Source organism: Lactococcus lactis (genome assembly GCF_029023865.1).
Taxonomy (GTDB): Bacteria; Bacillota; Bacilli; order Lactobacillales; family Streptococcaceae; genus Lactococcus; species Lactococcus lactis.
On sequence record NZ_CP118969.1, the window covers coordinates 1,859,208 to 1,885,928 of the forward strand.

Below are 26,721 nucleotides of genomic sequence, written 5' to 3' on the forward strand. Positions count from 1 at the left end.
ACACAAAATGTTCAAAGTTTTTAGTAAACTCATATTTCTTAGTCAACCACTTTTAATGGATGACCGTGCTTGAGTATCCTTACTTTGAATTTTATATTTTTAATAACAGAGTAACTGCGAGTTTTCGAATAAAAATAGCTTTGCTTCTCACCTCTATCCTCTATAAGTTTTATTTGTAAATAAGTGATTTCATACTTTATTTTAGCATTTGTGAATGTCTTTGGCCTTTTAACCAAAGGCACTAACATCTGCAAATAATTTAAAATCACGTTACACTATATTTTATCATAATGTAAGCGCAGATAAAAACGATTGATTTGTAAAAGACTTTTAACAAGTGTAACTTTTCAGACACTTCTATAGTTTTTAAAATACAAAAAACCTATCATTAAAGATAGGTTTTATTAATTACTAATTAACGAACATCTCCCATTAATTTCAAAATAGGTTTTTTGACAATAAGGAGGATAATTCCCACGATAATACCAATAATACCAGTAATCGCAAAGAAGTGAACTTCTGTTGCTGCTTTAAAGAGTGGTGTAATTTGAGCATTGATTGCTTGTGAAGTTGAATCTGCCAAGAACCACATCGCCATCATTTGTGATTGGAAAGCAACTGGAGCTAATTTTGTTGAAACTGATAATCCAACTGGTGAAACAAGTAATTCACCTGCCATTTGGACAGCAAACATCAATACTAACCAAAGAGCACTTGCACGACCAGAAGTTCCGTTCAAGAGACCTGGAAGTGTCATAATCAAATAAGAAATCCCTGTCAACATCAAACCAAGACCAAATTTTACAATTGTTGAAGGTTGACGTTCACCCAATTTATTCCAAAGACGAACAAAGATAGGTGACAAGAGAACGATGAAGAGCGGGTTCAATAATTGATACCAAGAAGGGTCAATATGGAAAGTAATTCCAAACCAAGTTGGGTCCAAATTAGAACGTGATTCTCCCCAAACCGCAATAATTGTAGAACTTTGTTCTTCAATTGCCCAAAAGACAATAGCAGAAAGGAACAAAGGAATATATGCTGTTAATTTACGACGTTCATCTGATTCTACCTTTTTAGAGGTAAACATCATTACGAAATAAATAATTGGAACAACAATACCGATAATTGATAAAACATTAATGAAGTTATTAATGAAATTAGCTGGACTTGCTTGATAAAGTAAGAAGAAACCAATAATTGCGACAATAACAACAATTGTCAATGTAATAAGAAAATTACGTGTTGCTTTTGAATCCATTGGATTTGAAGGCTCGCGTCCAATTTCTGGGAAGTGACGAAGACGTCCATACCAATAAGCAAATAATGCAAAAATCATACCGATAGCTGCAAGTGAGAATCCTAAGTGATAATTCACGCCTTGTCCAACTGTCCCAACAATCAATGGAGCAATCAGAGAACCCATGTTAATTCCGACAACAAAGATATTGAATCCAGTGTCACGACGTGAGTCATCTTTAGAATAAAGATGTCCAACCATATTTGAAATATTCGGTTTAAGCATCCCTGTTCCCAAGATAATTAAGAATAATGCCACGAACAGTGAAGATAAACCAAATGGTGTTGCTAAAGCGATGTGTCCCAAAGTGATTAAAATTCCACCAAGGAAGATTGTGCGCGAAGCGCCCAACAAGCGGTCAGCAACCCACCCTCCAACAATTGTTGAAAGATAGACAAGAGTGCACCATAGATACTTACAATCGCCATTGCTTGAGCTTTAGGAAGTCCTAAACCTGCGTTGTCAGCAGTTGTCAATGCATAGAGGTAATAAACCAGAATGGCACGCATCCCATAGTAAGAAAAACGCTCCCAGAACTCAGTCTGAAAAAGCGTCAATAGGCCGCGAGGTTGACCGAAAAATGTTTTTTCTGTTTTGTTTAAGTTTTGCATAGATTATATTATAAAGTTTTCTATACAACTTGTCAAGTTGTCAAACAATTTTGCCTATACAGATTCTTTGAAAAACGCGGGAAAAAGAGGGACAATAACAAAATTTCATAGATATTTATTTATATTTTCTTCTTTTCTAAAATAAGATTTAGCTAAAAAATATAGTTTTTATCATTTTTTACTGACAAATAAATCTGTCAGTAAAAAAACTTGCATTAGCAAGTTTTAAATTTTCATCTTTAATTCTAAATTTGTTTTTCCACTAATCACTTTTTCTGTCAGTAATTTTTTTAATTCTGGTAAGAATTTCAGATTTTGTAAAAAAGTAATTTCTTGAACTTCTATATTAAGCTCATCTTCACTCGGATTAATGAGTTCAACAAAAACTTCTGAATCTGTATATCGCAATATTCCTAACAACCTGTCAGTAAAAAAAGTTGAAAACTCTCCATATTTCAAGCTATTTTCTGACAGACGTTTTTGCGTCCAACTTTTATAAACATTGTAAACATTGGGTGAAATGTTATCCCAAGGAAAATATTTACGATTGTCAGGGTCTTTTCCACCTGACAATCCTGCTTCATCTCCATAGTAAATACAAGGAATTCCTGGTAATACAAAAAGCATTGCTAACGCTACTGACAAATTCTTTTCTCCAATCATTGTCAAAATTCGTTCAGTATCATGAGTCCCTAGATTGTTTAAATTATTATAAAAAATATCTTTAGGATAATTCTCTTGCAAAGTCATCAATTGATGAGCGACATCTTGACTAGAACGATGACCATTTAATAAATTAATAATTAAATCACGAAACGGATAATTCATAGCAGCTTGCAAACTTCCACCCAGAATATAATTTCTTCTTTTTCCATAAGAAATTTTGTTGGAAGCATCTTCCCAAATTTCACCAATCAATATCTTATCTGAATAAGAGTCAAGATTTTCTCGAATTCCTTTAATAAATGAATCAGGGAGTTCATCAGCAACATCCAGACGCCAACCATCAATACCCAAGTCATTCCATTTAGCTAAAACAGAATTTTTCTCACCATAAATAAAATTGCGAAAAGAATCATTATCTTTGTCTATTTCAGGCAAATCTTTAATTCCCCACCAAGATTTATACTCAAAAGGATAATTTTCAAATTTAAACCAATCAAAATAAGGTGAATCAGGATTTTTAGCTGCTCCCTCATCATCGCCATAATCACCATTAATATTGAAATAAAGCGAGTTTTTTCCTACATGAGAAAAAACACCATCCAAAATCAAATGCATTTTTTCTTGATGAAGCAACTGAATCAATTCTTCAAAATCTTCCTGCCTACCTAGCATTGAATCAATTTTTAGGTAATCATTCGTATCATAGCGATGGTTACTTATACCGGAAAAAATGGGATTAAGATAAATCGCATTGATTCCCAGTTCTTTTAAGTAAGGAATTTTTTTAATAATTCCTCTTAAATTTCCACCGAAAAAATCCCAACGTGCAATATCACCATTTTCTTCTTTAACATAAAAAGGACTATCCGTTTTTCTTCCATAGATAAAAGAATTGGGTTTTGGATGATTGATTTGACCATTTTCATTTCCATTATAGAAACGATCTGGGAAAATTTGATAGAAAACTGCTTCACGATACCAGCTGGGAGCTTGGTCTTCTTTTTCAAATACAGTCAGCTGATAAGGTTTAACATCATTTTCATCAGTATATAGAAGTCCCTCTCCTCCTATGCCAGAACAACCATAAAATCGCCTAGTTTCTCCCAAATCCGAAGACTCGACTATTTCAAAATGATAAAAGTAAAGTCCTGACTCTTCATCAAAAGGAATGGTAACTCTAAAATTCCCGCCTGAATCTTTGGTCATAGAAAATTCATAACGTTTTCCAAAATCACGTCGAATTACACATGTCACAAGTACAGAAGGTCGGTCAGTTGTAAAACTCAAGTTCATTGAGTTTCCAACCTTGATGGCCCCAAAAGGTTGTTTATAATCTAAATTCCACGGATTATAATAATACATCTAATTCTCATTTCCTTTATTAACACTTAAGGCTAAAGGCTCCTAAAATTTACTCTGTCAGTAACAAAAATTTCTGTCAGTAAATTTCTTCATTCTTTTTTAGCCTTTATATACCAAATGTCATCAGCATATTCCCTAACTGTTCGGTCAGAACTAAAACGTCCCACATTGGCAATATTCATTAAACTTGCTTGAGTCCATGCTTTTTGGTCACGGTAAAGTTTTTCAAGTTCAGCTTGTGCCCGAACATAATCATTAAAATCACGAAGTACAAAATATTCATCATTATAAACGGTGAGCGAATCAAAAATTTCGCGACCTTCACTTTTAATATTTGGCACCGTTCCGTCAATTAAGGCATTCAAAATTCGATTAACTACTGGATTTTGCTCATAAATATCATGCGCATTATAATTACCATTGCGATAATATTCATAAACTTCATCCTTAGTCAGCCCAAAAACAAAATTATTTCCATCCCCTGCCGCTTCAAAAATTTCAATATTTGCGCCATCAAGTGTTCCAATGGTTAAAGCACCATTTAGCATAAACTTCATATTTGAAGTTCCAGATGCCTCTTTAGAGGCCAAAGAAATTTGTTCTCCAACATTGGCTGCTGGGATAATCACTTCCGCCAAACTTACATTATAATTTTCCATAAAGACAACTTTGAGTTTATCTTTAATCGTTTGATCATTATTAATCATATTTGCTATTTCGTTAATTACTTTAATGATAGATTTAGCATAATGATATGAAGGAGCCGCTTTTGCCCCGAAAATAAATACTCGAGGAACCATATCTAATTCCGGATTATCTTTCAAATCAAAATATAATTTTAGAATATGCAAAGCATTTAACAATTGTCGCTTATAAGCATGCAGCCGTTTTACTTGAACATCAAAAATCGCATCAGGATTAACCGTAATTCCATTTTGTTCTTTAATCACCGCAGCCAATCGTAGCTTGTCATCAAATTTAGCTTTTTGAAGTTGTTCAAGTGTTTTTTCATCATTTTTAAAATTTTTCAGCAGCTTCAATTCATCTAAATCATGACGCCATGTTTTACCAATTGTTTCATCAATAATTCCAGACAAGCGTTCATTTGCAATCTGAATCCAACGACGGTCAGCAATTCCATTTGTCTTATTATTAAAACGTTCAGGATAAATTTCATAGAAATCATGAAGTTCAACATCCTTTAATAAATCAGAATGCAATTTGGCTACGCCATTGGTTGAATGTGAACCAATGATTGACAAGTTGGCCATATGAATTTGTCCATCTTTGATAATTCTCGTATTATGCACCAGCGTTGCACCCACCTTAGGAAGCAACTCAGCCGTACGTCTCCGGTCAATCTCCACAATAATTTGATAAATTCGGGGCAAAAGTTGTTTAATCATCTCTTCTGGCCACTTTTCCAAAGCTTCCGATAAAATTGTATGATTGGTATAAGACATTACCTTAAGGGTTGTATCCCAAGCTCGATTCCAGCCCACTCCATATTCATCAACTAAAAGGCGCATGAATTCTGGAACACAAAGTGCAGGATGCGTATCATTAATATGGACAGCAATATAATCCCCAATTTTTCGAATATCTTTTTTTTGTGTTCCTTTATAGTGGTGCAAAATTCGTTGAAGTCCAGCAGAAACAAAGAAATATTCTTGCTTCAAACGTAAAAGTCGCCCATCATAATTAGAATCATCTGGATAAAGTTCAGCAGAGAGCATCGAAGTTTGTCGCATATAATCCAAATTTTGAAATTTAGGGTCTAATTCCTCTGGCACTTCTGAGCGCCACAGACACATATTATTGACCGTTGTATTTTCAAAACCAACCATGGGCGTATCATATGGAACAGCTAGAACACGTTCCTGATCCTTATAATGAGGAATAAGATTTCCTTTTCCATCATCTTCTAACCAAACTTCACCACCAAATGTTACTTCAACTGCTTTGTCTGCTCTACGTACTTCCCAAGGATTCCCATTATTTAGCCAAGAATCAGGTAATTCTACTTGGTAACCATCTACTATTTTTTGTTTGAATAATCCATACCGATAGCGAATGCCATTTCCATTTCCTGGAAGCCCCGTTGAAGCTAAAGAATCCATGAAACAGCTAGCTAAGCGCCCCAAACCTCCATTTCCAATGGCCATATCTGGTTCTATCTTAGCAACCTCATCCAGTTCAATTCCAAAATCATTTAACCCTTCTCGAACGGTATTTAAAATACCTAAGTTAAGTAAATTTGATTTAAGCATTTTTCCTGGTAAAAATTCAATCGAAAAATAATATGCTTGTTTTTTTCCAGTTTCATCCTTATATTGATTATCGGCTACCCAAATATTAGCATAGTAATGTTTCACAACAGATGCCAATGCATCATAAATTTCTTGATAACCTGCTTTTGTCAGGTCAGTCGCAAATTTTGAAGTTAGACGCTCTTCGAAATCTTGCTTAAATTGTTTTTTAGAAAGTTTCAATCGTCGCTCCTTTATTATTCTCAAACATCTTTTATTTTAAAATGAATTCTACCACAATTTAATCGCAAGCGCAATCGTTTGCGAGATTTTATAATTCTTGATAGAGTTCAATGTATTGTTGAGCCTTCGTTCCCCAAGAAAAATCTTTACTCATTGCTGATAAAACCATTTTATTTAAGACTTCTGGTTCTTTTCCATAAACTTCAAGTGCACGATTAATCGTCTCCAATAAAATCTGTCCTTCAAAATCAACAAAACCAAATCCTGTTCCTTCTTTGCTAATAGGATTAAATGGAATCACAGTATCTTTCAAACCACCAATTTCATGAACGATTGGTAAAGTTCCATATCTCATTGCAATCATCTGTGATAGGCCACAAGGTTCAAAAGCAGATGGCATCAAGAAGAAATCAGAACCAGCATAAATTTCCTGAGCAAATTGAAGGTCAAATGCAATATTTGCTGACAACTTATCTGGATATTTTTGAGAAAAATCTCTAAAACCTTCTTCAATTTCAGGGAAACCTGTTCCTAGTAGGACAATTTGAACATTTTCTTCCAATACTTTTTCCAACTGACTCAAAACTAAATCAAATCCTTTTTGATTCGTTAAACGGGAGACCATCCCAATCAATGGAACATTTGGATTCAATGGTAATCCTGTTCGCTTTTGGAGTTCTGCTTTCATTTGACCTTTACCAGAAAGCTCTTCCTCGCTGAAATGGTAAGGAATTAATATATCATTTTCAGGATTATAGATATCATAATCTATCCCATTTAAAATTCCAGAAACTTTTCCATCTACATATTGCAAAATCGATTCTAAACCACAACCAAATTCTGAGGTCTGGATTTCCTTAGCGTAAGTTGGCGAAACTGTATTAACCCGATCCGCATATAAAATTCCTGTTTTGAGCATATTTAGCATACCATTATGACGGACCACTCCTTCAAAATAGCGCTCCATTCCCATACCAAAAAGCTCACTTAAAGCATCTCCATGCATCAAGCCTTGAAATTCAATATTATGAATGGTCAGTACTGTTTTAATTTTTTCATAGGCCTTAATCCAGTTGTATTTTTCTTTAAGTAAAAAGGGAACCATTGCAGTCTGCCAATCATTGACATGCAAAACATCTGGAATGAAATCTAACTTTTCTAAGAGTTGGCAAAGAGCCAAGTCAAAAAAGGCAAAGCGCTCTCCATCATCGCCATAACCATAGAGTTGTCCCCTACCAAAATAATGTTCATTATCTAGAAAATAATACTTCACACCCTCTTTTTCTAGACTTTTAACTCCAACATATTCGTGTCGCCAACCAACATCAACAAAATCATAAAATTCATCTTTTAAAAGTGAACGATATTCTTCTTTCATTTCATTCTTAAAATAAGGAAGGATCACAGCAACTGAATCTATCTCACTTTTTTTAGCCAATTCTTTGGGCAGTGCTCCAGCTACATCTCCAAGTCCTCCCGTCTTAAAAAAGGGGGCACATTCACTTGATGCAAATAAAACTTTCATTTTTCTCTCTTTCATTTCCTCTTTAAAATATAATTCTTTTTTTGAATTTTATTCAAGAACGCCGATAAATATTATCAGCGTCATTTGTCTTCTATAAGATATCTGCGGTAACAACTGTTCCTTTAGGAATCACTACTGGTTTTTCTGAACTACCAATAATTTTGACATTATTTTCGACAACCACTCCTTTATCAATGATGGCAAATTTAACTTGAGCGCCACTTTTAACTTCAGAGTTGGTAAAAACTAATGATTCTTCAATTAAGGCATCATCTTGAATCTTAACTCCACGAGAAATGAGAGAATTTTTTACTTTACCATTGATAATACAACCAGAACCTAATTGACTATTCTCCACTTTACTATTCTCAGAAAAATAAGTGGGAACTTCATTTTTAATCTTAGTATAAACAGGTTGGCTACTATATAAAAGAGAGGTAAAATTTTGGGGGTCGAGCATGACCATATTGGCATCATAAAATGACTTAATATTAGTGATATTACTCATATAACCTGTGTATTCATAAGTATTCACATCATAGTTCTTCATATAAACACGAATGAGACGGGCAATTGAAGTCAATTCTCCTATATCTTGCATCTCTTTTATAAAATTAATCAACCAATCGGTGTTCAAGATAAAGAGATTCAAACAAAGGGCTTCTTTTTCTTGGGGATTTTCTAATTGATTAACATAACAGTTACTCATTTTCCCTGATTCATCAAAACGAAGAATAGTATCATACTCACTTGCTAAATCTGGAGAAACTTTTTTATAAACGGTGGTTATTTCCTTACCTGCCAATTTATGTATTTTAAGAACAGCCGTTAAATCGACATTACAAATAAATTTACTGCCCAAAAGAACTGTATATGGTGCTTTAGATTTACGCAAAAAATTTAACTGTTGAGCAAAATAATCCTTACCTTGTTCCCTTAAACGGTCAAAATCTTGTTGAATATAGACAAAGTAACGACTATTAAAGCCATCCAAGCCCCATTCGCCACCTGAACCTAGATGGTCAAAAACAGATTGCGTTTCTCCTTCATTAAAGGTCATAAAAATATTATCTACATGGGCATTTGATAATGATGACAATGGAAAATCAATCAAACGATATTTACAATCAAAAGGAAGAGTAGCGATTGGACGAACCTCTGTTAGGGGGCTTAAGTGTTTGCTTGAAGAAATATTTGAGAGGATTGCTGCCATTTTATTACTATTGTTCATTTTTATTTTCTCCTTTAATTTCTCCGTGACCAATCACTGCGACTTCATTTTCACCGATTATTTCTACATTATCACCAATTTTTGCATTTTCACCAATGATTGCATTTTTGATTGTAACGTTTTCCCCAATAAATGTCCCAGACATAATGAAACTGTCCTCTATCACTGTTCCTTCTTGAACATGGACATTCTGTGAAAGGATTGAATGAACAACTGTTCCATCAACGTAACAGCCATCACCAACAAGTGCATTTTTTACATTGGATTTTTCTGTGATAAACTGTGGAGCTGAAATATCATTATGTGAATAAATCCGCCAAGATTTATCTGTAATATTTAGTTCATTATTTAAATCAAGAAATTCCATACTGGATTGATGAAGAGAATCAATGGTTCCAACGTCTTTCCAATATCCCTTAAAGCGGTAAGCGAACACATTTTCCCCAGCTTCAATATAAGCCGGGATAACATCTCCACCGAAATCTTCCATTGGATTTCCTTTCGAGTAACCATTCACAAGAACTTCACGAAGCCTTTTCCAATTGAAAATATAGATTCCCATTGAAGCAAGATTTGATTTTGGTTCTTTAGGTTTTTCTTCAAATTCAATAATTCGGTCATTATCATCGGTGTTCATGATTCCAAAACGGCTTGCTTCTTCAAGTGGAACTTCCATCACCGAAACTGTTAAACTAGCTTCACGTTCTTTATGGCTTTCTAACATGGCTTCATAATCCATTTTATAAATATGATCTCCCGAGAGAATGAGAACATATTCTGGATTTTGCTGGTCAATATAAGAGATATTTTGATAAACAGCGTGAGAGGTTCCTTCAAACCATTTAGAACCTTCTTGTGAAGAATAGGGTTGGAGAATAGTGACTCCACTATTGACTCCATTTAACCCCCATGGTGCTCCATTTCCAATATGAGCATTTAGAGTTAAAGGTTGGTACTGAGTAATGACGCCAACATTTTTTACATTGGAATTTGCACAATTTGATAAGGCAAAATCAATGATACGATAACGACCTCCAAAAGGAACAGCAGGTTTTGCAACATCTTTTGTCAATTTACCTAAACGCGTCCCTTGACCACCAGCAAGAATAAGACCAAGCATTTCAATTGCCATAATGAAACCTCCATTTTTTTCACAAAATTTTTGTTTTTTTACATATTTATTATTATTTTATAATTTACACTTTCTAATTCAAAATGATTTACTTTGAAATTTAATAGGCCCTTTTACTTTCTTTGATAAATTTCTTTAAAAATTCAGTCCAATCCTGATTATCAATCAATGTTTCAAGTTGACAATGCAATCGGTAATTCCAGTAATGGTATGGATTTGCTGGAATATTAATTTGTTCGGATTTTGCATCTTCTTTTCGCAATTGTTCACTCATTGCTAACCAATCTTGAATAGGTAAGATAACCATCATCGCATTGGAGTTTAAATGCCTTTTAACTATCTCTTGGATAATTTCTGCACTTGCATAATAAGGAGCTTCGCCATACCAACCCATGACTTCATTGTAGTAACGTTGAATTTCCTCATGATTTTCTTCCCACCAAGCTCTTAGTGGACTTGTATCGTGACTTGAAGTCGTTAGGACCGATAAATAGGGAACTTCGTTTAAAGGACTGACAAATCGATTATCTGAAGGCATTCTCTCAATTATCAAACGTAGAATATTAAGATGATTCATGACATCTGGTACATTGGCGGGAACCATTCCTAAATCTTCACCACAAGCCAACATATTCGTAGCATCTTTTAAAACTGGTAATTTTTCATAGGCCTTTTCTTTCCAAAATTCATAATTCCTTCCATAAAAATAGTCATTATAAAGTTTTTCAAGCCGTCCTTTATAGTCATCACCAAATTCTCGAAAGCTGATTGTTTGTATTAAAGAAATACGTGGATGATATTTCTCTGGATTCTCATCATCTTTTAATAATATTATATTTTCATGTAATTTATAAAGTCCTTCTCGCACCCAATCTTCTAATTGAGCTTTTTCTACTTTTTTCTGGTTATTATACTCATTTTGAAATGTATAATTTCCATTACCTATATAATCCAGAAATGTTTGAATAATCCAATCTCGATTATCTCGGCCAAAAATTTCATCAATTACCCAATCCTTGATGAAAGGATTAATAAACCGCTCGAGGCCCCATTGCCTTAATGGAATACCATAGTTATTTTCAATTTCTTCTGCTGACAAGGCAATAGCTGGTGAAAATTGGCCCAATAAACCTCTTACGGAATCCTCTGGCATCTGCCATATTCTAAAGAAACCAAGAATATGGTCCAGCCGATAAGCATCAAAATAATTAGACATGGCTGTTAACCGTTTTTTCCACCATGCATAACCATCTTCGGCCATTTTTTTCCAATTGTAGGTTGGAAAGCCCCAATTTTGTCCATTTACAGCAAAAATATCAGGAGGAGCGCCAGCTTGTTTATCAAGATGAAAAAGTTCTGGATGAGTCCAAGCGTCTACGGAATCATGAGCAATTCCAATTGCGATATCTCCTTTTAGTGCAATTCCTAATTGATGACAATAGTCAACGGCTTCTGAAAGTTGATAATGCAAAAGGTATTGCACAAAGATATACAAATCCAATTGATTACTTTCTGAAGTTAACTTTTCAAAGAAATCTTCACCATAAGTGGCATACTTTCCCCAATTCATAAAATTAGCACTTTGATTGATATCTCTTAAATACGAAAATGCCGCATAGGCCTTTAACCAATCCTCATTTTGCTGATAAAATTGCTGATAATCTTTGCTTGCTTTAAATTTATGAGCTGAGTTTTGATAAATAATTTCAGCATATTCCCATTTTAAGGCTAATGCTTTTTCATAATCTATTTTTTCTAAAGCATTTAATTCTAATTCCGCGATGAGAAGCTTTTCTTGTTGAATTTTTGTGTAAGAATCCCAAAAGATGTGAATATCTAAATAAATTGGATGCAATGCAAAAACAGAAATGGCACGATAAGGATATGAATCACGCCAGTCCATAAAAGTACTGGTATCATTAATTGGTAATAATTGAATGATGTCCATCCCAGAACGGTGGGCAAAATCGGCTAACTCTTTCAAATCTGAAAATTGCCCTACCCCACTTGAGTTTTCAGTTCTTAGTGAAAAAACTGGAACTGCTATCCCTGTATGGTAAGCTTTTTTTCCGTAAGGTTCAATTGAAAAATTATTGGTGAGCATTTTTACTCCTTAATTCTCTAAAAATAGTGTAGAATCGCAAAAGAAAATGTTTTCTTTTATTATATATCTTTTAAAAAAAATATACCAATATTTAGTGTGATTTTTCAGAAAATTAATAAGTAATGTTAAATAAGATAACTCATTAATTACAAAAGCTAGAAAAACGTAATAAAAAAAAAAAGCTACAGATAAAATTATCGGTAACTTTTTTATTAATTTTATTTTAAGAAGTTAGTTAATACACCATTAATGAATCGGCTTGATTTTTCATCACTAAAGTCTTTTGAAAGCTCAACTGCTTCATTGACCGCAACAACATCAGGTGTTTCTGTATATAATATTTCATAACTAGAAACTTGAAGGATTGCTTGTTCAACAAGAGTCAAACGTGAAAATGACCAAGTTTTTGCCAAATATTTAGAAACATTTGCTTCCAAATCTTCTTTTTTTTCTAAAACTCCATCAACAAGTTGTGTAAAGTATTCAGGAGCTTCAAGATCTTCTGGACGATCATTGTCATAATTGAGAACAAAGCGTTTTGTATTTTTCAAAAGCTCTGACAATTGTGATTGAGCATTATTTTCTGCTTGTGCTAATTGTTCATCAAGTTCTTCTTTTAAAGTGCTTGGAGTGAATAAATCACTTGTATATTTTTCAAGAACATTTTCATGAAGGAATGAGAAGGTTTTTTGGAAAGTTTCAAGAGATTGTTCAGCTGTCGCATTATCTGGAAGATTTTTGAAAAATTCTAGAACTTTTGGCGCAACAGGTTCTTCATCAAGTTCAATTTGGAACAAACGAATCAATTTCAAATTTGCCATGACACCAACAAATAAATTTGTTGCTTCATATTCATTCATTTTCTTAGCGTAACCACCAAAATCTCGCATGAAAGCAAGAGCTTTAGCAACCGTTGTTTTCTCGATATCTTTAAGTCCAAGAATTTCATAAATTTCATAAATGGCTTCTAAAGGTTGAGAAAGTCCTTTTGGAAATTTACGAACAGTAATTCGTTCATCACGAAAATCAACATCAAAACGAATAGTTTGAGAAAGTTCTTCTTCTAATTTCTCGACGTTTTCTCTAAAAGAGCTTACGACATTTGTTGCCATTTCTTTTTGGACAGCATAAGAAAATAAGACCTGGACCGCTCGTTGACGAATCTGGTGTTGAGTGAGCGTCTTAGGCATCAAAAAATCCCTCATCAAACAAGTCTTCAAGCGCTGGTTTTGGTTGTTTTTCAGTCATAATTCCGACAACGTGGATATTGACTTCATCAACAATAATCTCAGTAGCTTGGGCAACTGCTTCTTTCACTTCTTTTTGGATTTTTGTAGCAACGGCTGGTAGGCTTACACCGTAAGTAAGGTACACATATATATCAACAGCTACTTTATCATCTTTTGAGTCAATATAAACACCACGGCCTTCATTTTTCTTACCAAGGCGGTCTGAAAAACGTTTGTTACGAAGGGCGTGTACCCCATCGATTTTGGCTGTTGTAATACCGATAATTACTTCAAGAACTTCAGGGGCAATGACGATATCCCCAAGTTCTTCAGAATGTACAGTTTTTTCTGCCATTTTGATTTCTCCTTTTGTCTTTGCAAATTTTTCCAATTGGAAAAATTTCACTTACAAAATGAATTTTCTTTACTGACGAAGTCTTTAAACTTCATAAAGTTACTGACAAAAGGCTGTCAGTAACTTTTTTCAGTAATCGTACTTAATTAAGCACGTTTCAAGTATTCACCTGTTTGTGTGTTGATTTCAAGTTTTGTTCCAGCTTCAACGAAATCAGGAACGTTAACAACAAGACCAGTTTCCATAGTTGCTGGTTTACCAGAACCTGTTACTGTTGCACCTTTAATAGATGGTTGTGTTTCAGTAACTTCAAGAACAACTGTTGTTGGAAGTTGAATACCAATTACTTCTGTACCGTAGAATTGAATTTTAACATCTGTATTTTCAAGAACATAAAGAAGTTCATCTTTAACTTGTTCTACTGGAATTTCATATTGTTCGTAAGTTTCATTGTTCATGAAATTAGCAATACCATCCATTGAGTAGAGGTATTGTGCTGTTACAGTTTCAATAACAGCTTGTTCAAACTTATCTTCAGGACGGTAAGTGTCATCAAAAGTTGAACCTGAGCGTACGTCTTTAAGTTTCATACGCATGATTGTATTCCCTTTACCTGGTTTGTGATGACTTGCTTCCATAACGCGGAGAAGTTTTTCCCCATTCAAAAATGTCATGCCTGATTTAAGGTCTTTTGCTAAAACCATGTTTATGTTTCTCCTAGTATTTATAAATTTAGATATTCTGTCATTTTTCTTTTGTCAGCAATTTTTTTGTACACAAAAGAAGTGAAATGACAGGATTTAACATCTTATTTTATCACAAGTTATTGCTTTTTTCAAATAACGATAAGCTCTTTTGGGGCTTTTGTTAAGACTTCACAGCCATTTTCTGTCACTAATAAGTCATCTTCAATTCTGACTCCACCAAATTCAGGAATATAAATTCCTGGCTCATCTGTAATAACCATCCCAGCTTCCAAGTGATTTTCTGTCATTGATTGATTAAAATAAGGAATTTCATGAACATCTAAACCAAGTCCATGTCCAATTCCATGCGTAAAATACTGACCAAAATTGGCTTCTTCAATGACGGTACGCGGAACCTTATCATATTCGGCATAAGTCATTCCCGCTTTGACTTCTTTGATAAGTGCTTCATTAGCCTTACGCACGGTTTCATAAATTGTTCGCATCTTGTCGTCTACAGAACCCACGAAAATTGTTCTGGTCATATCGCTAGCATAATGTTCATAATAACAACCAAAATCAATGGTCACTGGATCACCAAATTGAATCATTTTACTGGTCGCAACGCCATGAGGCAAGCTACTTCTCTTGCCTGAGGCAACAATGGTTTCGAAGGAAATTCCGCTCGCCTCTAAATCACGCATTTTGAAATCAAGAAAATTAGCAACTTCAATTTCAGTTCGGCCCGGCTCAATGAATTTTAAAGCTGACATAAACGCTTCATCAGCAATTGCACAGGCTTTTTTTATCAAATCAATCTCTGTGTCATCTTTAAATTGGCGCAATTCCAAAACAAAATTACTTGTGGCTAAAAGTTCTAATCCTGGAGTGGCGTCAGAAAGTCTTTTAAAGAAAGCATAGTCAACTGTTTCTTCAAAAGCTATATTTTTAATTGATTCACTTGCTGACAGGTCTGTCAGTAAACTTATTGGATCTCTTGTTTCGATAATTTCAAAATCACTAATCAATCCACGCGCCATTTCACTATAACGGCTGTCTGTCATAAAAATATTTCGCTTCGCTGTCAAAAAAACTGTGCCCGCGGTTCCAGAAAATCCTGTCAGATAAAAGATATTCTTCATATCAGTAATCAATAAACTATCAATATTTTCTGTCAGCATTTTTGCTTTTAATTTTTCAATTCTCATTTTATTCTCCTTTAAATTAAGAATTAAACTTTAAAATATTTCTTCATTTTCTTACATGATAACACAAAAACGCTAACATGAGTTAACGTTTCCTTTTAATTTATTTTTTAAGCGGAAGTAGGGCATCAGCTAATTTAGCAAATTCTTCAATAGATAAGGCTTCACCACGAATTGTTGGCGATATTTCTGCTTGTGCCAATAATTTTTCAATTTCAGGTTTACTTTCTTTACCAAAAGCTGCTTGTAAATTATTCATCAATGTTTTACGACGATGAACAAAACTGCTGTGCATCGTTTTAAAGAACCATTCTTCATCTTCTACTTCAACCAATGGTGCTTCACGACGAACCATTTTCAAAATAGCTGAATCAACATTTGGTGCTGGAATAAAGACAGTTCGAGGTACAATAAAGGCTACACTTGCTTCCATATAATATTGAACAGCAATTGATAATGAGCCGTAAGCTTTCGTTTTAGGACTTGCAGCAATTCGGTCTGCCACTTCTTTTTGCATCATCACCACAAATTCTGAAAATGGAATTTTGCTTTCAATCAAATGCATCAAAATCGGTGTTGTGATGTAATAAGGTAAATTCGCAACCACTTTGATTGGTAAATTTGGATTTTTAAATTTTTGAATTTCTGAAAGTAAATCAACTTTCAAAATATCTGCCGAAACCAAGGTAAAATTATCGTAAGGTGCCATCGTTTCTTCTAAAATTGGAATCAAAGATTTGTCAATTTCAAAAGCCATCACTTCAGCTGCTTCTTCCAATAAATATTGGGTCAACGAACCAATACCTGGGCCAATTTCAATGACATTTACTTCTTTTGAAAGTACAGCGGTTTGAGTAATTTTTGTCAGAATATTATGGTCTGTCAGGAAATTTTGTCCAAATTTTTTCTTAAAATTAAAATCATGGCGACGTAAAATGTCCTGAGTACGGATAATATTGGAAATGCGGTCTATGTTATTTTCTGTCATTTTTTCTTTCTTTTACTTTTTATGTATTTTAAAACTGATATTCAGTTTTTGTCAGTAAATTTTACTGACAGAAACCATTGATGTATTCTATCGGCGATATTTATCTTCTGTCAGTAATTCTTCATTACATTTTCAATTTGTTCTTTTGTAATTTTAAACATGTTAAGTCGTTTCTTAATTTGTTTTCCATTCGCATAACCAATTCTGAGTTGCTCACAAAGAAATTCTCGACGTTTTCTACTGTCAGCGGCCATAACTAAGCCAAAGCTCATTAAATCAGTTTGTGTCAGTTCTGTCAGCACTTCTTTTTTACTGACAGAACTTCTGTCAGAGGATAGTCCTTGCGTTTTAGCACTTCCAAATTCATCAGTAACTTTTTCTCCACCAAATACTTCTGACAAAGCCTGATTCAGTGCTTCAAAATTTGCATGCTCAACTCCTAAAGAACCTTTTCCTTTAGGTCTTGCCTCATCACGATTTAAAAACGCATGTTTAGCATTTGGAACGGCTTGCATTATGATTTTACGAATTCTTTCTCCTTGGAAATCTGGATCAGTAAAAACAATAATTCCTCGCTTATCTTCTAACCTCTTTAGTCGTTCTAAATCTCTGTCATCAATAGATGAACCTCCTGTTTCATAGGTCTCACAGTCAAAATAACGCTTAAGATTGGCTGTGTCATCTCGTCCCTCTACCACAATTACTTCATTAATTTTTTGCTTTTCTACCATAATTTGCTAAATATTTCTCTTTATCTTTTCGATTTTTAAGGATAATCACTTTACTTTCAGCATTAAATTCTTTTATTTTTTGCTCAATCTGTGGAAACTCTTTTTCAGGAAAGGTCCAAACAAATTTCAAAAATTCCAGATATTCTTTGTCCCATTTTTCTTTAAACTCTTCAGCAATATCTGGGCGATTTTTACCAAAAACACGACTCTTAATCGAGCGCTTAATCACCCGAAACGTTGTTTTTAAACGGGGTGTCTTCAACCAGATTACTTCATCAGCAAAAGGTAATCGCTCATCTAAAGTTGAACCGTAATTTCCATCAATAATCACATTTTCATTTTGGAAAATAAAAATTCTTGTCGCCTCACGTAACTTTTCTCTGGCAATTTCACTTGGATATTTATGAAAAACCTTATCTAAATGCAAAATAGGATAATTTGTAATTTTTCCTAGTTCTCTTGCAAAAGTTGATTTACCACTTCCTGAACTACCAATAATCATAATTTTCATAAAAATAGCTCCTATCCAAATCAAAATAAATACGAATTTATTTTTTCAAGCCAAAAATCCTCAAGGCATTTTCTGTTGTCATTTTAGCCACTTCATCAGCAGAAATTTCACGTAATTCAGCAATTTTCTCAACAATAAATTTTGTGTAAGCTGGTCTATTTTCTTTTCCACGATATGGCGTTGGTGTTAAATAAGGCGCATCAGTTTCCACTAAAATTTTATCCAAGGGAACTGTAGCCGCAGCCTCCTGAACATCAAGAGCCTTCTTAAAAGTGACCACACCTGAAAAAGAAATCATCATTCCAAGTTCCACAAATTTCAACGCCTCATCAGCTGTCCCAGAAAACGAATGCATAATCGCACCAGCAGAACCAACACCTTCTGATTTAATAATTTCATAAGTATCATCAAGAGCATCACGTGTATGAACTTGAAAAGGCAGCCCCATTTCCTTAGAAATCTGAATTTGTCTTCTAAAAACTCGTTCTTGTTCTTCTTTCGGACGGACCATCCAGTGATAATCCAAACCAATTTCTCCAAGAGCAATAACTTTTTTTGCTGACAGCTTGGTCAGTAAATAATTTTCAGCTTGATCATCAAATTCAGCAGCATCATCAGGATGCCAGCCAATTGTTGCGTAACATTCTTCAAACTTATCAGCCAGCAAAAGTGCTGCATCATTTAATTCATAATTACTTCCAACATTATTAATTCTTGTCACTCCAAATGTTTGAGCTTGGACTAATTCGTCTTGAATTCGTCCTTCAAATTCACTAGTATTTAGATGTGTATGGGTATCAAAAATTTCCATTATCTTATTTGAAATTCCTTCTCCGTAATTTTTTAAGCAAAAAATTTTCCAATTTATTACTAGAGTTTTTTCTCTTTTTTATTAATCTGTCATTGATTAATTAATTTTACTTTTATTTAATCAACCCTAAAACATATTTTCATTTTTTTCCAAGACAAAAAAGTCAATAAGCATTTATATTATAACATATCTGTATATCTCTTTCATCTCTTCCTAGACCCCTATATTATTTTTCAATGCTTTCTATAGATATCATTCTGATAAAGCAGCTTGACAAATGTCATATAAAAAAATACAATCGTAAACAGGAGGAAGAAAATGGATAATTCAAAATTATTTGGCGAAGCTGCGAATGAAGAACAACTATTGAAAAAATGATTATCGTAAGTATCGTGGTGAAAACATGGATATTTATTACAATGTAGCAATTTGTGAGCATGCAGGTGAATGTGTTAGAGGAAATCCTTTAGTATTTGAAGTTGGCCGTAAGCCTTGGATTATCCCCGATAATGGCGATGTCGCTTCCAATCAATCAGTAATCAATAGATGCCCTTCCGGAGCACTAAAATATTTGGCGAAGGAGAAAAACTAATGAACATTATTGAAAGAGAAAATCTATTTGAACTTCTGTCAGATAAAGGAGAAGTCATTGGCGAAATGGCCTATATGCCTATGAATAATTCAATAATAATCACTCATACTGGCGTTTCACTTGACTATCGCGGTCAAGGCCTAGCCGAAAAATTAGTTCTTGCCGGAATCCAAAAAGCAAGACGCGAACAATTAAAATTAGGAGCCACTTGCCCCTATGCCGTCAAATATTTCAGAGAACACAAAGAAGAATTAACTGATGTTTTAAAATAAGCTAATCCTTAAATATAAAAGACCTTTTAGCGGGGCCTTTTTTATGTATTCTAAATTAAGCAATAGAAAAAATTTTCTTCAAACTTTACTTTAACACTGAATTTACTTGGTAATTTAAAAGGCTTAATAAAATCAATCGTCATGTTTTCTATAAAATTGTGTTGTAAATTCACAATTTTTTTGCTATAATAATTCATTATTTTATCTATCAAACAAATCAATTATAAGGAGTATTTATGGAGGAAAAATTAGCTGGTAAAGATTACCTCTTTATAGGGTCAATGTTATTTGGACTTTTCTTTGGTGCTGGAAATTTAATTTTTCCAATACATATGGGTCAAGAGGCCGGTGCTGCTATTTCACAAGCAAATTTTGGTTTTTTAATTACAGCAGTCGGCTTTCCCTTTTTAGGAATTATCGCTCTGGGAATTTCTCAAAGTAACGGGGTTTTTGAGTTAGCTTCCCGAGTCAATCGTATTTATGCTTATATTTTTACAATTTTACTTTATCTCGTTATTGGCCCCTTTTTCGCTCTTCCTCGCTTAGCAACTACTTCTTTTGAAATTGGAATTTCACCTTTTTTAAGTCATGAACTCCAAGCTCCACTATTGGCTCTTTTTAGTATCCTTTTCTTTGGAACCGCCTGGTTTCTGTCTAGAAAGCCAACAAAACTCTTAGATTATATCGGAAAATTTTTAAATCCCCTCTTTTTGGTTTTGTTAGGTATTATTTTGGTCATTGCTTTCACTCATCCATTAGGAAAAGTTAGCCAAGCAGAAATTGGTAAAGCCTATCAAGCATCTCCTATTTTGACGGGTTTCACACAAGGTTACAATACTCTTGATGCCTTGGCCGCCTTAGCTTTTGGAATCATTATCATCACAACTATTCGCCAACGTGGCGTAAAAAATCCTAAAATTATTGCTAAAGAAACCATAAAAGCTGGCCTCATCAGTGTAGGACTAATGGCTATCATTTACACCTGCCTTTCTTACCTAGGTGCTATGAGTCTTGGGCAATTTGCTATTAGTGAAAATGGTGGAATTGCTCTCGCTCAAATTTCCAACCACTACTTAGGAAATTTCGGCATGATTATCTTAGCACTCATTGTCATCATCGCTTGCTTAAAAACAGCCGTTGGCTTAATGTCTGCCTTTTCTGAAACCTTTGTCGAATTATTTCCTAAAAAAGAATATCGTTTTTATCTCCTCATCGTAAGTATTCTTCCTTGCATCTTTGCAAATATTGGTTTGACAAAAATTATAGAACTTTCGGTTCCAGTCCTCATGTTTTTATATCCCTTAGCCATTATCCTTATTTTATTAGCTTTATTAAGCCCACTTTTTAAATATTCTAGACTCGTTTATCAGATAACAACTGCTTTTACACTTTTAGCGGCTATTATCGACGGACTCAATGCTCTTCCAGCCAGTCTTCACACAATTACTTTCATATCAGTAATAATTAATTTTGCTAAAGACTTTCTACCCTTTTTCTCCCTAGGAATGGGTTGGATTCTTCCAGCGGTTTTAGGCTTTATCATCGGATGTTTATGTCAAATTGCGATTACTGTATATAAAAATAAAAAGTCTTAAACACTTTCATAAAAGTTGAGAGCCTACAATATATAAAAAGGAGTTTCAAATAATTGATAACTCCTTTTCTTTTACATCATCTCAGATAATTAAATTTTTGATTTTCTCCTAATATAAATCATTCCAAGACCCCCAGAAATCAATAGAAGTATTCCCAACACTTTGAAAAAATCCCTTGGGCTATCCCCCGTTTTAGGCAACTCTTCAGAAGGTTCTGATTCCATTGAAGAAGACGAAACCGACATTACTTGTGAGGATGAACTAGGAGTAGTAATTGATTGGTCGGGTTTTTCAGGAGTTTCTTCTTTAACAGGGATGATTGTATTTATAAAATTATACCCCTCCTGTTGACTCGTGTAATTACTAACAGGCACCTCTTTTACATCATAATCGTAAAGTTTCCCACTTTCATCGTACTTATCCAAATCGGTAAACGAATATTTCCAATTTTCTTTAGCCGTCACATCTCGTGAATCAACTTTCTCTCCATTCCGATATAACTCAATACTAATAAAACTTGGTCTTAAACCACGTGCATTATTTTCATCAATCCAAGTTTTCTCTCCAGAAATAGAAAGTTTCATACTTGCATTTCCATTTCCACCATTGTTAGGAGTGTGAACTTCCACTACCTGTTTTTCAATATTTTCTCCCGTCAATTCTCCTCTATTTTCATACTGTTGAGAAAGCCCTCCATCCGTTGCCTTCGTTGAATAATCGACAATAATCGTATTTGAAATATCACCTAAATTCACGGTAAATCCGTTCACGCCATTTTCTAAAATACTAGCCTGAGGATAATAGCTATCAACATTATAATTCTCTCCATCACTACTATAAGTCACATTAGCTACCGAAATCGAACCAGAAACTAAATTCTGATTCCCACCAATAATATCAGTATAAATAGCTTTCTGGATATTTTCTTTAGCATAATTGATCCGAACCTGCCAATGAATTAAGGTTGAATCATTCTCGTCAACCCATCCCCATTTATAAAGTACCTCATCTTTATCCGGTCCTGTTGCCGGACCAATGTTAACCTCTGTTGTTCCTCCATCTTTCCAATCAACTACTACCCTTGTATTTTCCTCTACTTTTTGTTCATCCCAATTAACCCAAACGGAAAATGAACCTTTAATGTCTGAAGTTGCATTTTCAACAAGTTTTGAAAAAGTAACAGTTACCACCCCCGTAAGATGATTAGCAACCGCCGTTCCGATAATATTTCCAGCTTCATCTTTTATTTCAAAAGTAATATCTTTTGATAAGTTAATAAATCAGGAACATTGACACTCATTGTATCCCCCTGAGAAACGCTTCCCACTGGAATATCAAAATCCCAATGAGCCTGAACATCATCATAAATACCAAAATCTGTTTTCGGATTTCCCAAATCATCAGTCAGTTCATGTCCCGTTATAAATTTATTTCCATAGTCAGCAGCAAATACATTTGAAGGTTTAAATAAATTAATTCCAACCAAGCACATCAATAAACTCAGAACCATTAATAATTTAAATGACTTATTCTTCGCCTTCATGAATATCTCCTTCTTATTTTCTCTTATTATTGTGTCCCTTCACTTAAGAGCCAATGTTTGATAGTTTTCCAATTATCCTTCGTAACAATCAACCTAGGAATATTACTATATAGTGTTTCATTAGTCACTACACCTGGAGATAGTGTGAATATTCCTTGAATTCCATCTTGTAGCATATAATCTTCTAAGTCTTTATTTTGTGCTCCATAGGGATAAGCAAAAACTTTTCCTTTTTGATCTAACTTCTCACCAAATGCTTTCTGACTTTTTTGGTAATCTTCTTGCACTACTTTTTTTGAAATATTAGTAGATAAAATCGGTTCAAAGTTTTCTTGATAATGTAAGTCATTCGTATGTAGTCCTGAAGTAACCAACGGATTTTCATTCATTTTCTTTATTTCTTTCCAAGTCGACATTTGTGAACCATCAATGGTTTGTCCAACTTTTCCCGTGATAATGAATTGCGTAAAGGGTAAGTCTAATTTTTTCATTATTGGATAAGCGTTCTCTGGCAAAGACTTATCAATGTCATCAAAAGTAATCACTACTGCTTTGCCGATCACCTCTTTTTTATTAAGCTTCTCTATCAGTTCTGAACTAGTCAAAACTTTAATATGATTTTTCTTTAAAAATGTCATTTGCTGTTCAAAATCTTGCAAAAATACATTATATTCATGGAGTTGAGAATTATGCGAAATTGAATAAGCGAAATTTGTAACCACCGTATCTTTTAACACACGGTGATAACAAAGAACAATAATTCCATCATTGTCTTTAAGCAAACTCTCATAAGCAAAATCTGGCTGCTCCTTTTTTCCATCTTGTACATATTTTTTTGTTTCACGTGTGGACATAAACACCAAGATAGCAATAAGACCAAACATCAATATCAAAAAAATATTCTTTTTACTAAATTTCATATTATAAATCTAAGCCTCCTTCGTTAAAATATAAAGACTAGGAATCGTTAATATTGAAAGAAGACAAAACAAATCATAAATTATATCTTCCCAATTTGTTATTGGAAACCCAATGATTACAAAAACAGAGATAATTCCATCACTATATATCCCCAGCAAAGAGATTAATAAAAGAACGAAAACAATTAATATAAACAGCCAACATAGTGAAACAGCCAAGAATTCCAAAAAATGTCGTTTTTTCATTTTTTTACGTATTACTAATTCCATTATTACACCCCTCTATCAGGACTTTCCCATTTTCCTTTATTTGTCCGATTAGTTAAAACAACAAGTTCAGCAGAAAGAGCACTAATCAAATTTAGAAACCAATAAGCAACAAGATAAGCTGGAAATATTAATTTATCAGTCAAGGATAAGCGGCTCTCCCCTTTATCATTATTAAGTCCTAAAAAGAATACAAAAAATGAAATAAGAACAAAAATCACGATAATTTGACCCGATACTTTGAATTCTTGATTTAACAGCATTTGGAGAAAATACTGATAAGATTCTATTAAGAAAAACCAACTCCAAATATGACTACAAATCATTTCAATCAAAAGAAACCGATGTTTAAATTCTCCTCTTTTAAAAACCCATGATAAATTTGTAATTAATACTTCTACTCCACCAACTGCCCATCTTCTCCGTTGCTTTAAAAGAGATTTTAAATTTTCAGGAACGAGAATATAGCTTAAGGCTTTAGGGACATATTTGACTTTCCATTGATTACGATGAAGTCGCCAAGTGACATCAATGTCTTCCGTCATCACTTCGGTATTAAAGCCCCCAATTTCTTTCAAAGCCTCTACACGATACATAACAATCACACCTGATACGGTCATTATTGCACCTAGAAAAAGACTTTGCGCTCTCTTAATCGCATCAATCACACTTAAATACTCTAAGGTTTGTAATTTCCCCAATAGAGTTGTTCTGTTTCTAACAATAGGTCGTCCAGTCACAGCCCCAATATCTGAACTAGAAGTTAATTCGGCCAATAAATAAGATAGAGCATCTTTAGAAAGATATGAATCCGCATCAATAACAAGCATATACTTGCTGTTAACTTGTTGCAAAGCAACATTTAAAGCCGTGGCTTTTCCCTTATTTTCCTTTTGCTCAAGAATAGTTAATGTTTCCCAATCGTCGAAAGATTTTTTTACTTCATAAAGTTTCTCCAAAGTGCGGTCACTACTCTTATCATCAACAATAAAGATCTCTAGGAAAGGGTAATTTAGATTACGTAGTGATAATAAAACTTCCTCAATCGTTTCTTCTTCATTGTACGCAGAAATAACAATACTAATTTTTTCAAATTCTTTTGTTTCATCAATTGCTTTCTTATCTCTTTCTTTCCGCCGAGATAAAAAAGCACCACTTGCCCAAATGAAGGACAAGATAATCGGATAATAAACAACATAAACATCTACCATTGTTGAGATTATCATAGTTTTAATTTTCCTTTCTTTCTTTTTTTCTCTTAAAAGGGAAATTTAAAACTTTTCCCACAAAAATTCCTAGTAATGCCGCACTAGTAAAGGCTACTGGAATAATAATCGGTCCTGCTATCACTCGTTGACTTAAGTTTGGAATTTCATGCTTAAAAAATCCATAGACAAACTGATCCGTTAAATCAGATATAAGATAGATAGTCAAAGTAGCGGTAGATAGAGCCTTTAGCAAGCTAACGCTCCATTTTGGAATGGGAGTTCTCCACAAGATTGCTATAACTAATACTGTCATTATGGCTGTTTGATAACCAAAATAATCATTGTGGTCTAGCCACTGAAATTCTTGATTCCAACTTGCAAAAGTGTCCGTCAAAGTAAAAATCGTAAGTGCACTTAAGAATGCTGTAACAAGTTTTCCTATTGAAATTTTCTTTATTTCATTTTGACAAGTATAAAGGTAAGCTCCAATAAAATAATAACTAACGGGATAACAAATTTGCCAATAGTCTGGAATAACTTTTCCAAAACTATTTAATAAAGAGGGTAAGAATGTTAGCAAACTTGCGATAAAGACAATATATAAATGATAATTTTTTATTTCTTTTTTATAATTCCAGATAATATTTAATAAAGGGATAAAAAGATAAAGTCCTAAATACATTTCAACATACCAAGAGTAAGAATCGGTTGAATAATCAAAAATTCCATTTATGGCTGTGGAGAAGTCGCTTCCTTTTCCGACAAGAGATTGAACTCCCCATACTAATAAAGGTATGCCTATATATGAAATGATGACAGGAACTATTCCCAGAACATATTGAGCACTTAATTCTTTTCGATTCATTAAAAATCCAGTTGCCACTAAAAACAAGGGCACACAAGTAATTAAAATCGTTCTTATCCCAATCCAAAAAATTGCTAAAGTGGAATGAATTGTCATATCATAAAAGCCCGAATTTAATAAAAAGTGGACCGAAATGACAAAGAATATTGCACAACTTTTCATTAAATCTATTGATGAATTACGTTTCATTTTTTTATATTTATAGCAGAAAAATTTTGCTCCTATAAATCCTTTCTCTAATTTGGGTTATAAACCGCTCAATTCAAAATTTACAATTATTTTTCCTTTACATCACTAAGATGTCTCGAAATCATGTTATTCTCCTAACTTTAATTTAGTATGGATTTATAACTAACGAAAATCATTAATTTTTGATTGCAATCCACCAATTTATCACAGTATAACATAACAAAAAGAAACATTGTAATATAAAGCTTACAAAATTACTTAATATCATCATATTATTCATTTTTAATTATTATTAAACCCTATAAAGTAAAATATCAATCAATAAAAAAAG

21 protein-coding genes and 2 pseudogenes are annotated in these 26,721 nt (G+C 33.6%); 3 read left to right on the forward strand and 20 right to left on the reverse strand.

The genetic code is table 11. The features are described 5' to 3' along the window. Window positions 1–415: 415 nt before the first annotated feature. The 15 genes and pseudogenes from PYW37_RS09210 to PYW37_RS09280 all read right to left on the reverse strand — a co-directional run bounded on the left by PYW37_RS09210 (window position 416) and on the right by PYW37_RS09280 (window position 18,939). A pseudogene (locus tag PYW37_RS09210) lies at window positions 416–1,911 on the reverse strand (peptide MFS transporter). Between the two features lie 225 nt (window positions 1,912–2,136). Further along, entirely contained in the window at window positions 2,137–3,939 is a 1,803-nt protein-coding gene (locus PYW37_RS09215; protein ID WP_023188902.1) for a glycoside hydrolase family 13 protein, read from the reverse strand. Between the two features lie 89 nt (window positions 3,940–4,028). Further along, entirely contained in the window at window positions 4,029–6,431 is a 2,403-nt protein-coding gene (locus tag PYW37_RS09220) for a glycogen/starch/alpha-glucan phosphorylase (RefSeq protein ID WP_025016850.1), read from the reverse strand. Window positions 6,432–6,519: 88 nt separating this feature from the next. Next, window positions 6,520–7,956 carry a glycogen synthase GlgA gene (gene glgA / locus PYW37_RS09225; RefSeq protein WP_025016851.1) on the reverse strand — a complete coding sequence of 479 codons (1,437 nt, stop codon included), beginning with the start codon at window positions 7,954–7,956 and terminating at the stop codon, window positions 6,520–6,522. Window positions 7,957–8,047: 91 nt separating this feature from the next. Further along, window positions 8,048–9,187: a glucose-1-phosphate adenylyltransferase subunit GlgD gene (gene glgD, locus PYW37_RS09230; protein ID WP_025016852.1), complete on the reverse strand. Its 1,140-nt coding sequence runs from the start codon at window positions 9,185–9,187 to the stop codon at window positions 8,048–8,050. Beyond that, window positions 9,177–10,319: a glucose-1-phosphate adenylyltransferase gene (locus PYW37_RS09235; RefSeq protein ID WP_023188906.1), complete on the reverse strand. Its 1,143-nt coding sequence runs from the start codon at window positions 10,317–10,319 to the stop codon at window positions 9,177–9,179. The genes glgD and PYW37_RS09235 overlap by 11 nt, the downstream gene beginning before the upstream one ends. 100 nt (window positions 10,320–10,419) lie before the next feature. Further along, on the reverse strand, window positions 10,420–12,423 hold the full coding sequence (locus PYW37_RS09240) for a 4-alpha-glucanotransferase (RefSeq protein ID WP_023188907.1): 2,004 nt from the start codon (window positions 12,421–12,423) through the stop codon (window positions 10,420–10,422). 218 nt (window positions 12,424–12,641) lie between these two features. Continuing rightward, window positions 12,642–13,613 carry a transcription antitermination factor NusB gene (nusB, locus tag PYW37_RS09245; RefSeq protein WP_023188908.1) on the reverse strand — a complete coding sequence of 324 codons (972 nt, stop codon included), beginning with the start codon at window positions 13,611–13,613 and terminating at the stop codon, window positions 12,642–12,644. After that, window positions 13,606–14,007, reverse strand: coding sequence for an Asp23/Gls24 family envelope stress response protein (locus PYW37_RS09250; RefSeq protein ID WP_021722362.1), 402 nt, complete (start codon window positions 14,005–14,007; stop codon window positions 13,606–13,608). Before PYW37_RS09250 ends, nusB begins: the two co-directional genes overlap by 8 nt. A 146-nt stretch (window positions 14,008–14,153) precedes the next feature. Beyond that, complete coding sequence (efp, locus tag PYW37_RS09255; RefSeq protein ID WP_003129623.1) at window positions 14,154–14,711, reverse strand: elongation factor P; 558 nt, start codon at window positions 14,709–14,711, stop codon at window positions 14,154–14,156. A gap of 131 nt (window positions 14,712–14,842) precedes the next feature. Then, window positions 14,843–15,901 carry an aminopeptidase P family protein gene (locus PYW37_RS09260; protein WP_003129622.1) on the reverse strand — a complete coding sequence of 353 codons (1,059 nt, stop codon included), beginning with the start codon at window positions 15,899–15,901 and terminating at the stop codon, window positions 14,843–14,845. Between the two features lie 100 nt (window positions 15,902–16,001). Continuing rightward, window positions 16,002–16,886, reverse strand: a complete 885-nt coding sequence (rsmA, locus tag PYW37_RS09265) for a 16S rRNA (adenine(1518)-N(6)/adenine(1519)-N(6))-dimethyltransferase RsmA (protein WP_023188909.1) — start codon at window positions 16,884–16,886, stop codon at window positions 16,002–16,004. A 110-nt stretch (window positions 16,887–16,996) separates the two neighbouring features. Then, complete coding sequence (gene rnmV / locus PYW37_RS09270; RefSeq protein ID WP_023188910.1) at window positions 16,997–17,617, reverse strand: ribonuclease M5; 621 nt, start codon at window positions 17,615–17,617, stop codon at window positions 16,997–16,999. Beyond that, entirely contained in the window at window positions 17,595–18,128 is a 534-nt protein-coding gene (locus PYW37_RS09275) for a P-loop NTPase family protein (protein WP_023188911.1), read from the reverse strand. The genes rnmV and PYW37_RS09275 overlap by 23 nt, the downstream gene beginning before the upstream one ends. Window positions 18,129–18,165: 37 nt before the next feature. After that, the gene (locus PYW37_RS09280; RefSeq protein ID WP_023188912.1) at window positions 18,166–18,939 is read right to left on the reverse strand and encodes a TatD family hydrolase; all 774 of its coding nucleotides are present in this window, start codon (window positions 18,937–18,939) and stop codon (window positions 18,166–18,168) included. A gap of 318 nt (window positions 18,940–19,257) precedes the next feature. Between PYW37_RS09280 and PYW37_RS09285 the strand changes: the two are divergent. From PYW37_RS09285 to brnQ, 3 genes and pseudogenes are all read left to right on the forward strand, one after another. Further along, window positions 19,258–19,531, forward strand: a pseudogene (locus PYW37_RS09285) ((4Fe-4S)-binding protein). Then, complete coding sequence (locus PYW37_RS09290; protein WP_021214922.1) at window positions 19,531–19,803, forward strand: GNAT family N-acetyltransferase; 273 nt, start codon at window positions 19,531–19,533, stop codon at window positions 19,801–19,803. The pseudogene PYW37_RS09285 and the gene PYW37_RS09290 overlap by 1 nt, the downstream one beginning before the upstream one ends. A 236-nt stretch (window positions 19,804–20,039) precedes the next feature. Next, a complete protein-coding gene (gene brnQ, locus PYW37_RS09295) occupies window positions 20,040–21,398 on the forward strand; it encodes a branched-chain amino acid transport system II carrier protein (protein WP_023188914.1) in 1,359 nt (452 codons plus the stop codon). 89 nt (window positions 21,399–21,487) lie between these two features. Here brnQ and PYW37_RS09300 read toward each other — a convergent pair whose 3' ends face one another. The 5 genes from PYW37_RS09300 to PYW37_RS09320 all read right to left on the reverse strand — a co-directional run bounded on the left by PYW37_RS09300 (window position 21,488) and on the right by PYW37_RS09320 (window position 26,390). After that, on the reverse strand, window positions 21,488–22,675 hold the full coding sequence (locus tag PYW37_RS09300; protein ID WP_310574174.1) for a collagen binding domain-containing protein: 1,188 nt from the start codon (window positions 22,673–22,675) through the stop codon (window positions 21,488–21,490). Beyond that, window positions 22,642–22,941 carry a hypothetical protein gene (locus tag PYW37_RS09305; protein ID WP_023188916.1) on the reverse strand — a complete coding sequence of 100 codons (300 nt, stop codon included), beginning with the start codon at window positions 22,939–22,941 and terminating at the stop codon, window positions 22,642–22,644. The genes PYW37_RS09300 and PYW37_RS09305 overlap by 34 nt, the downstream gene beginning before the upstream one ends. A 26-nt stretch (window positions 22,942–22,967) precedes the next feature. Further along, window positions 22,968–23,861 carry a polysaccharide deacetylase family protein gene (locus PYW37_RS09310; protein WP_023188917.1) on the reverse strand — a complete coding sequence of 298 codons (894 nt, stop codon included), beginning with the start codon at window positions 23,859–23,861 and terminating at the stop codon, window positions 22,968–22,970. Between the two features lie 272 nt (window positions 23,862–24,133). Then, window positions 24,134–25,354, reverse strand: a complete 1,221-nt coding sequence (locus PYW37_RS09315; RefSeq protein WP_023188918.1) for a glycosyltransferase family 2 protein — start codon at window positions 25,352–25,354, stop codon at window positions 24,134–24,136. A 4-nt stretch (window positions 25,355–25,358) separates the two neighbouring features. Next, window positions 25,359–26,390: an acyltransferase gene (locus PYW37_RS09320; RefSeq protein WP_025016853.1), complete on the reverse strand. Its 1,032-nt coding sequence runs from the start codon at window positions 26,388–26,390 to the stop codon at window positions 25,359–25,361. Between the last annotated feature and the right edge of the window lie 331 nt (window positions 26,391–26,721).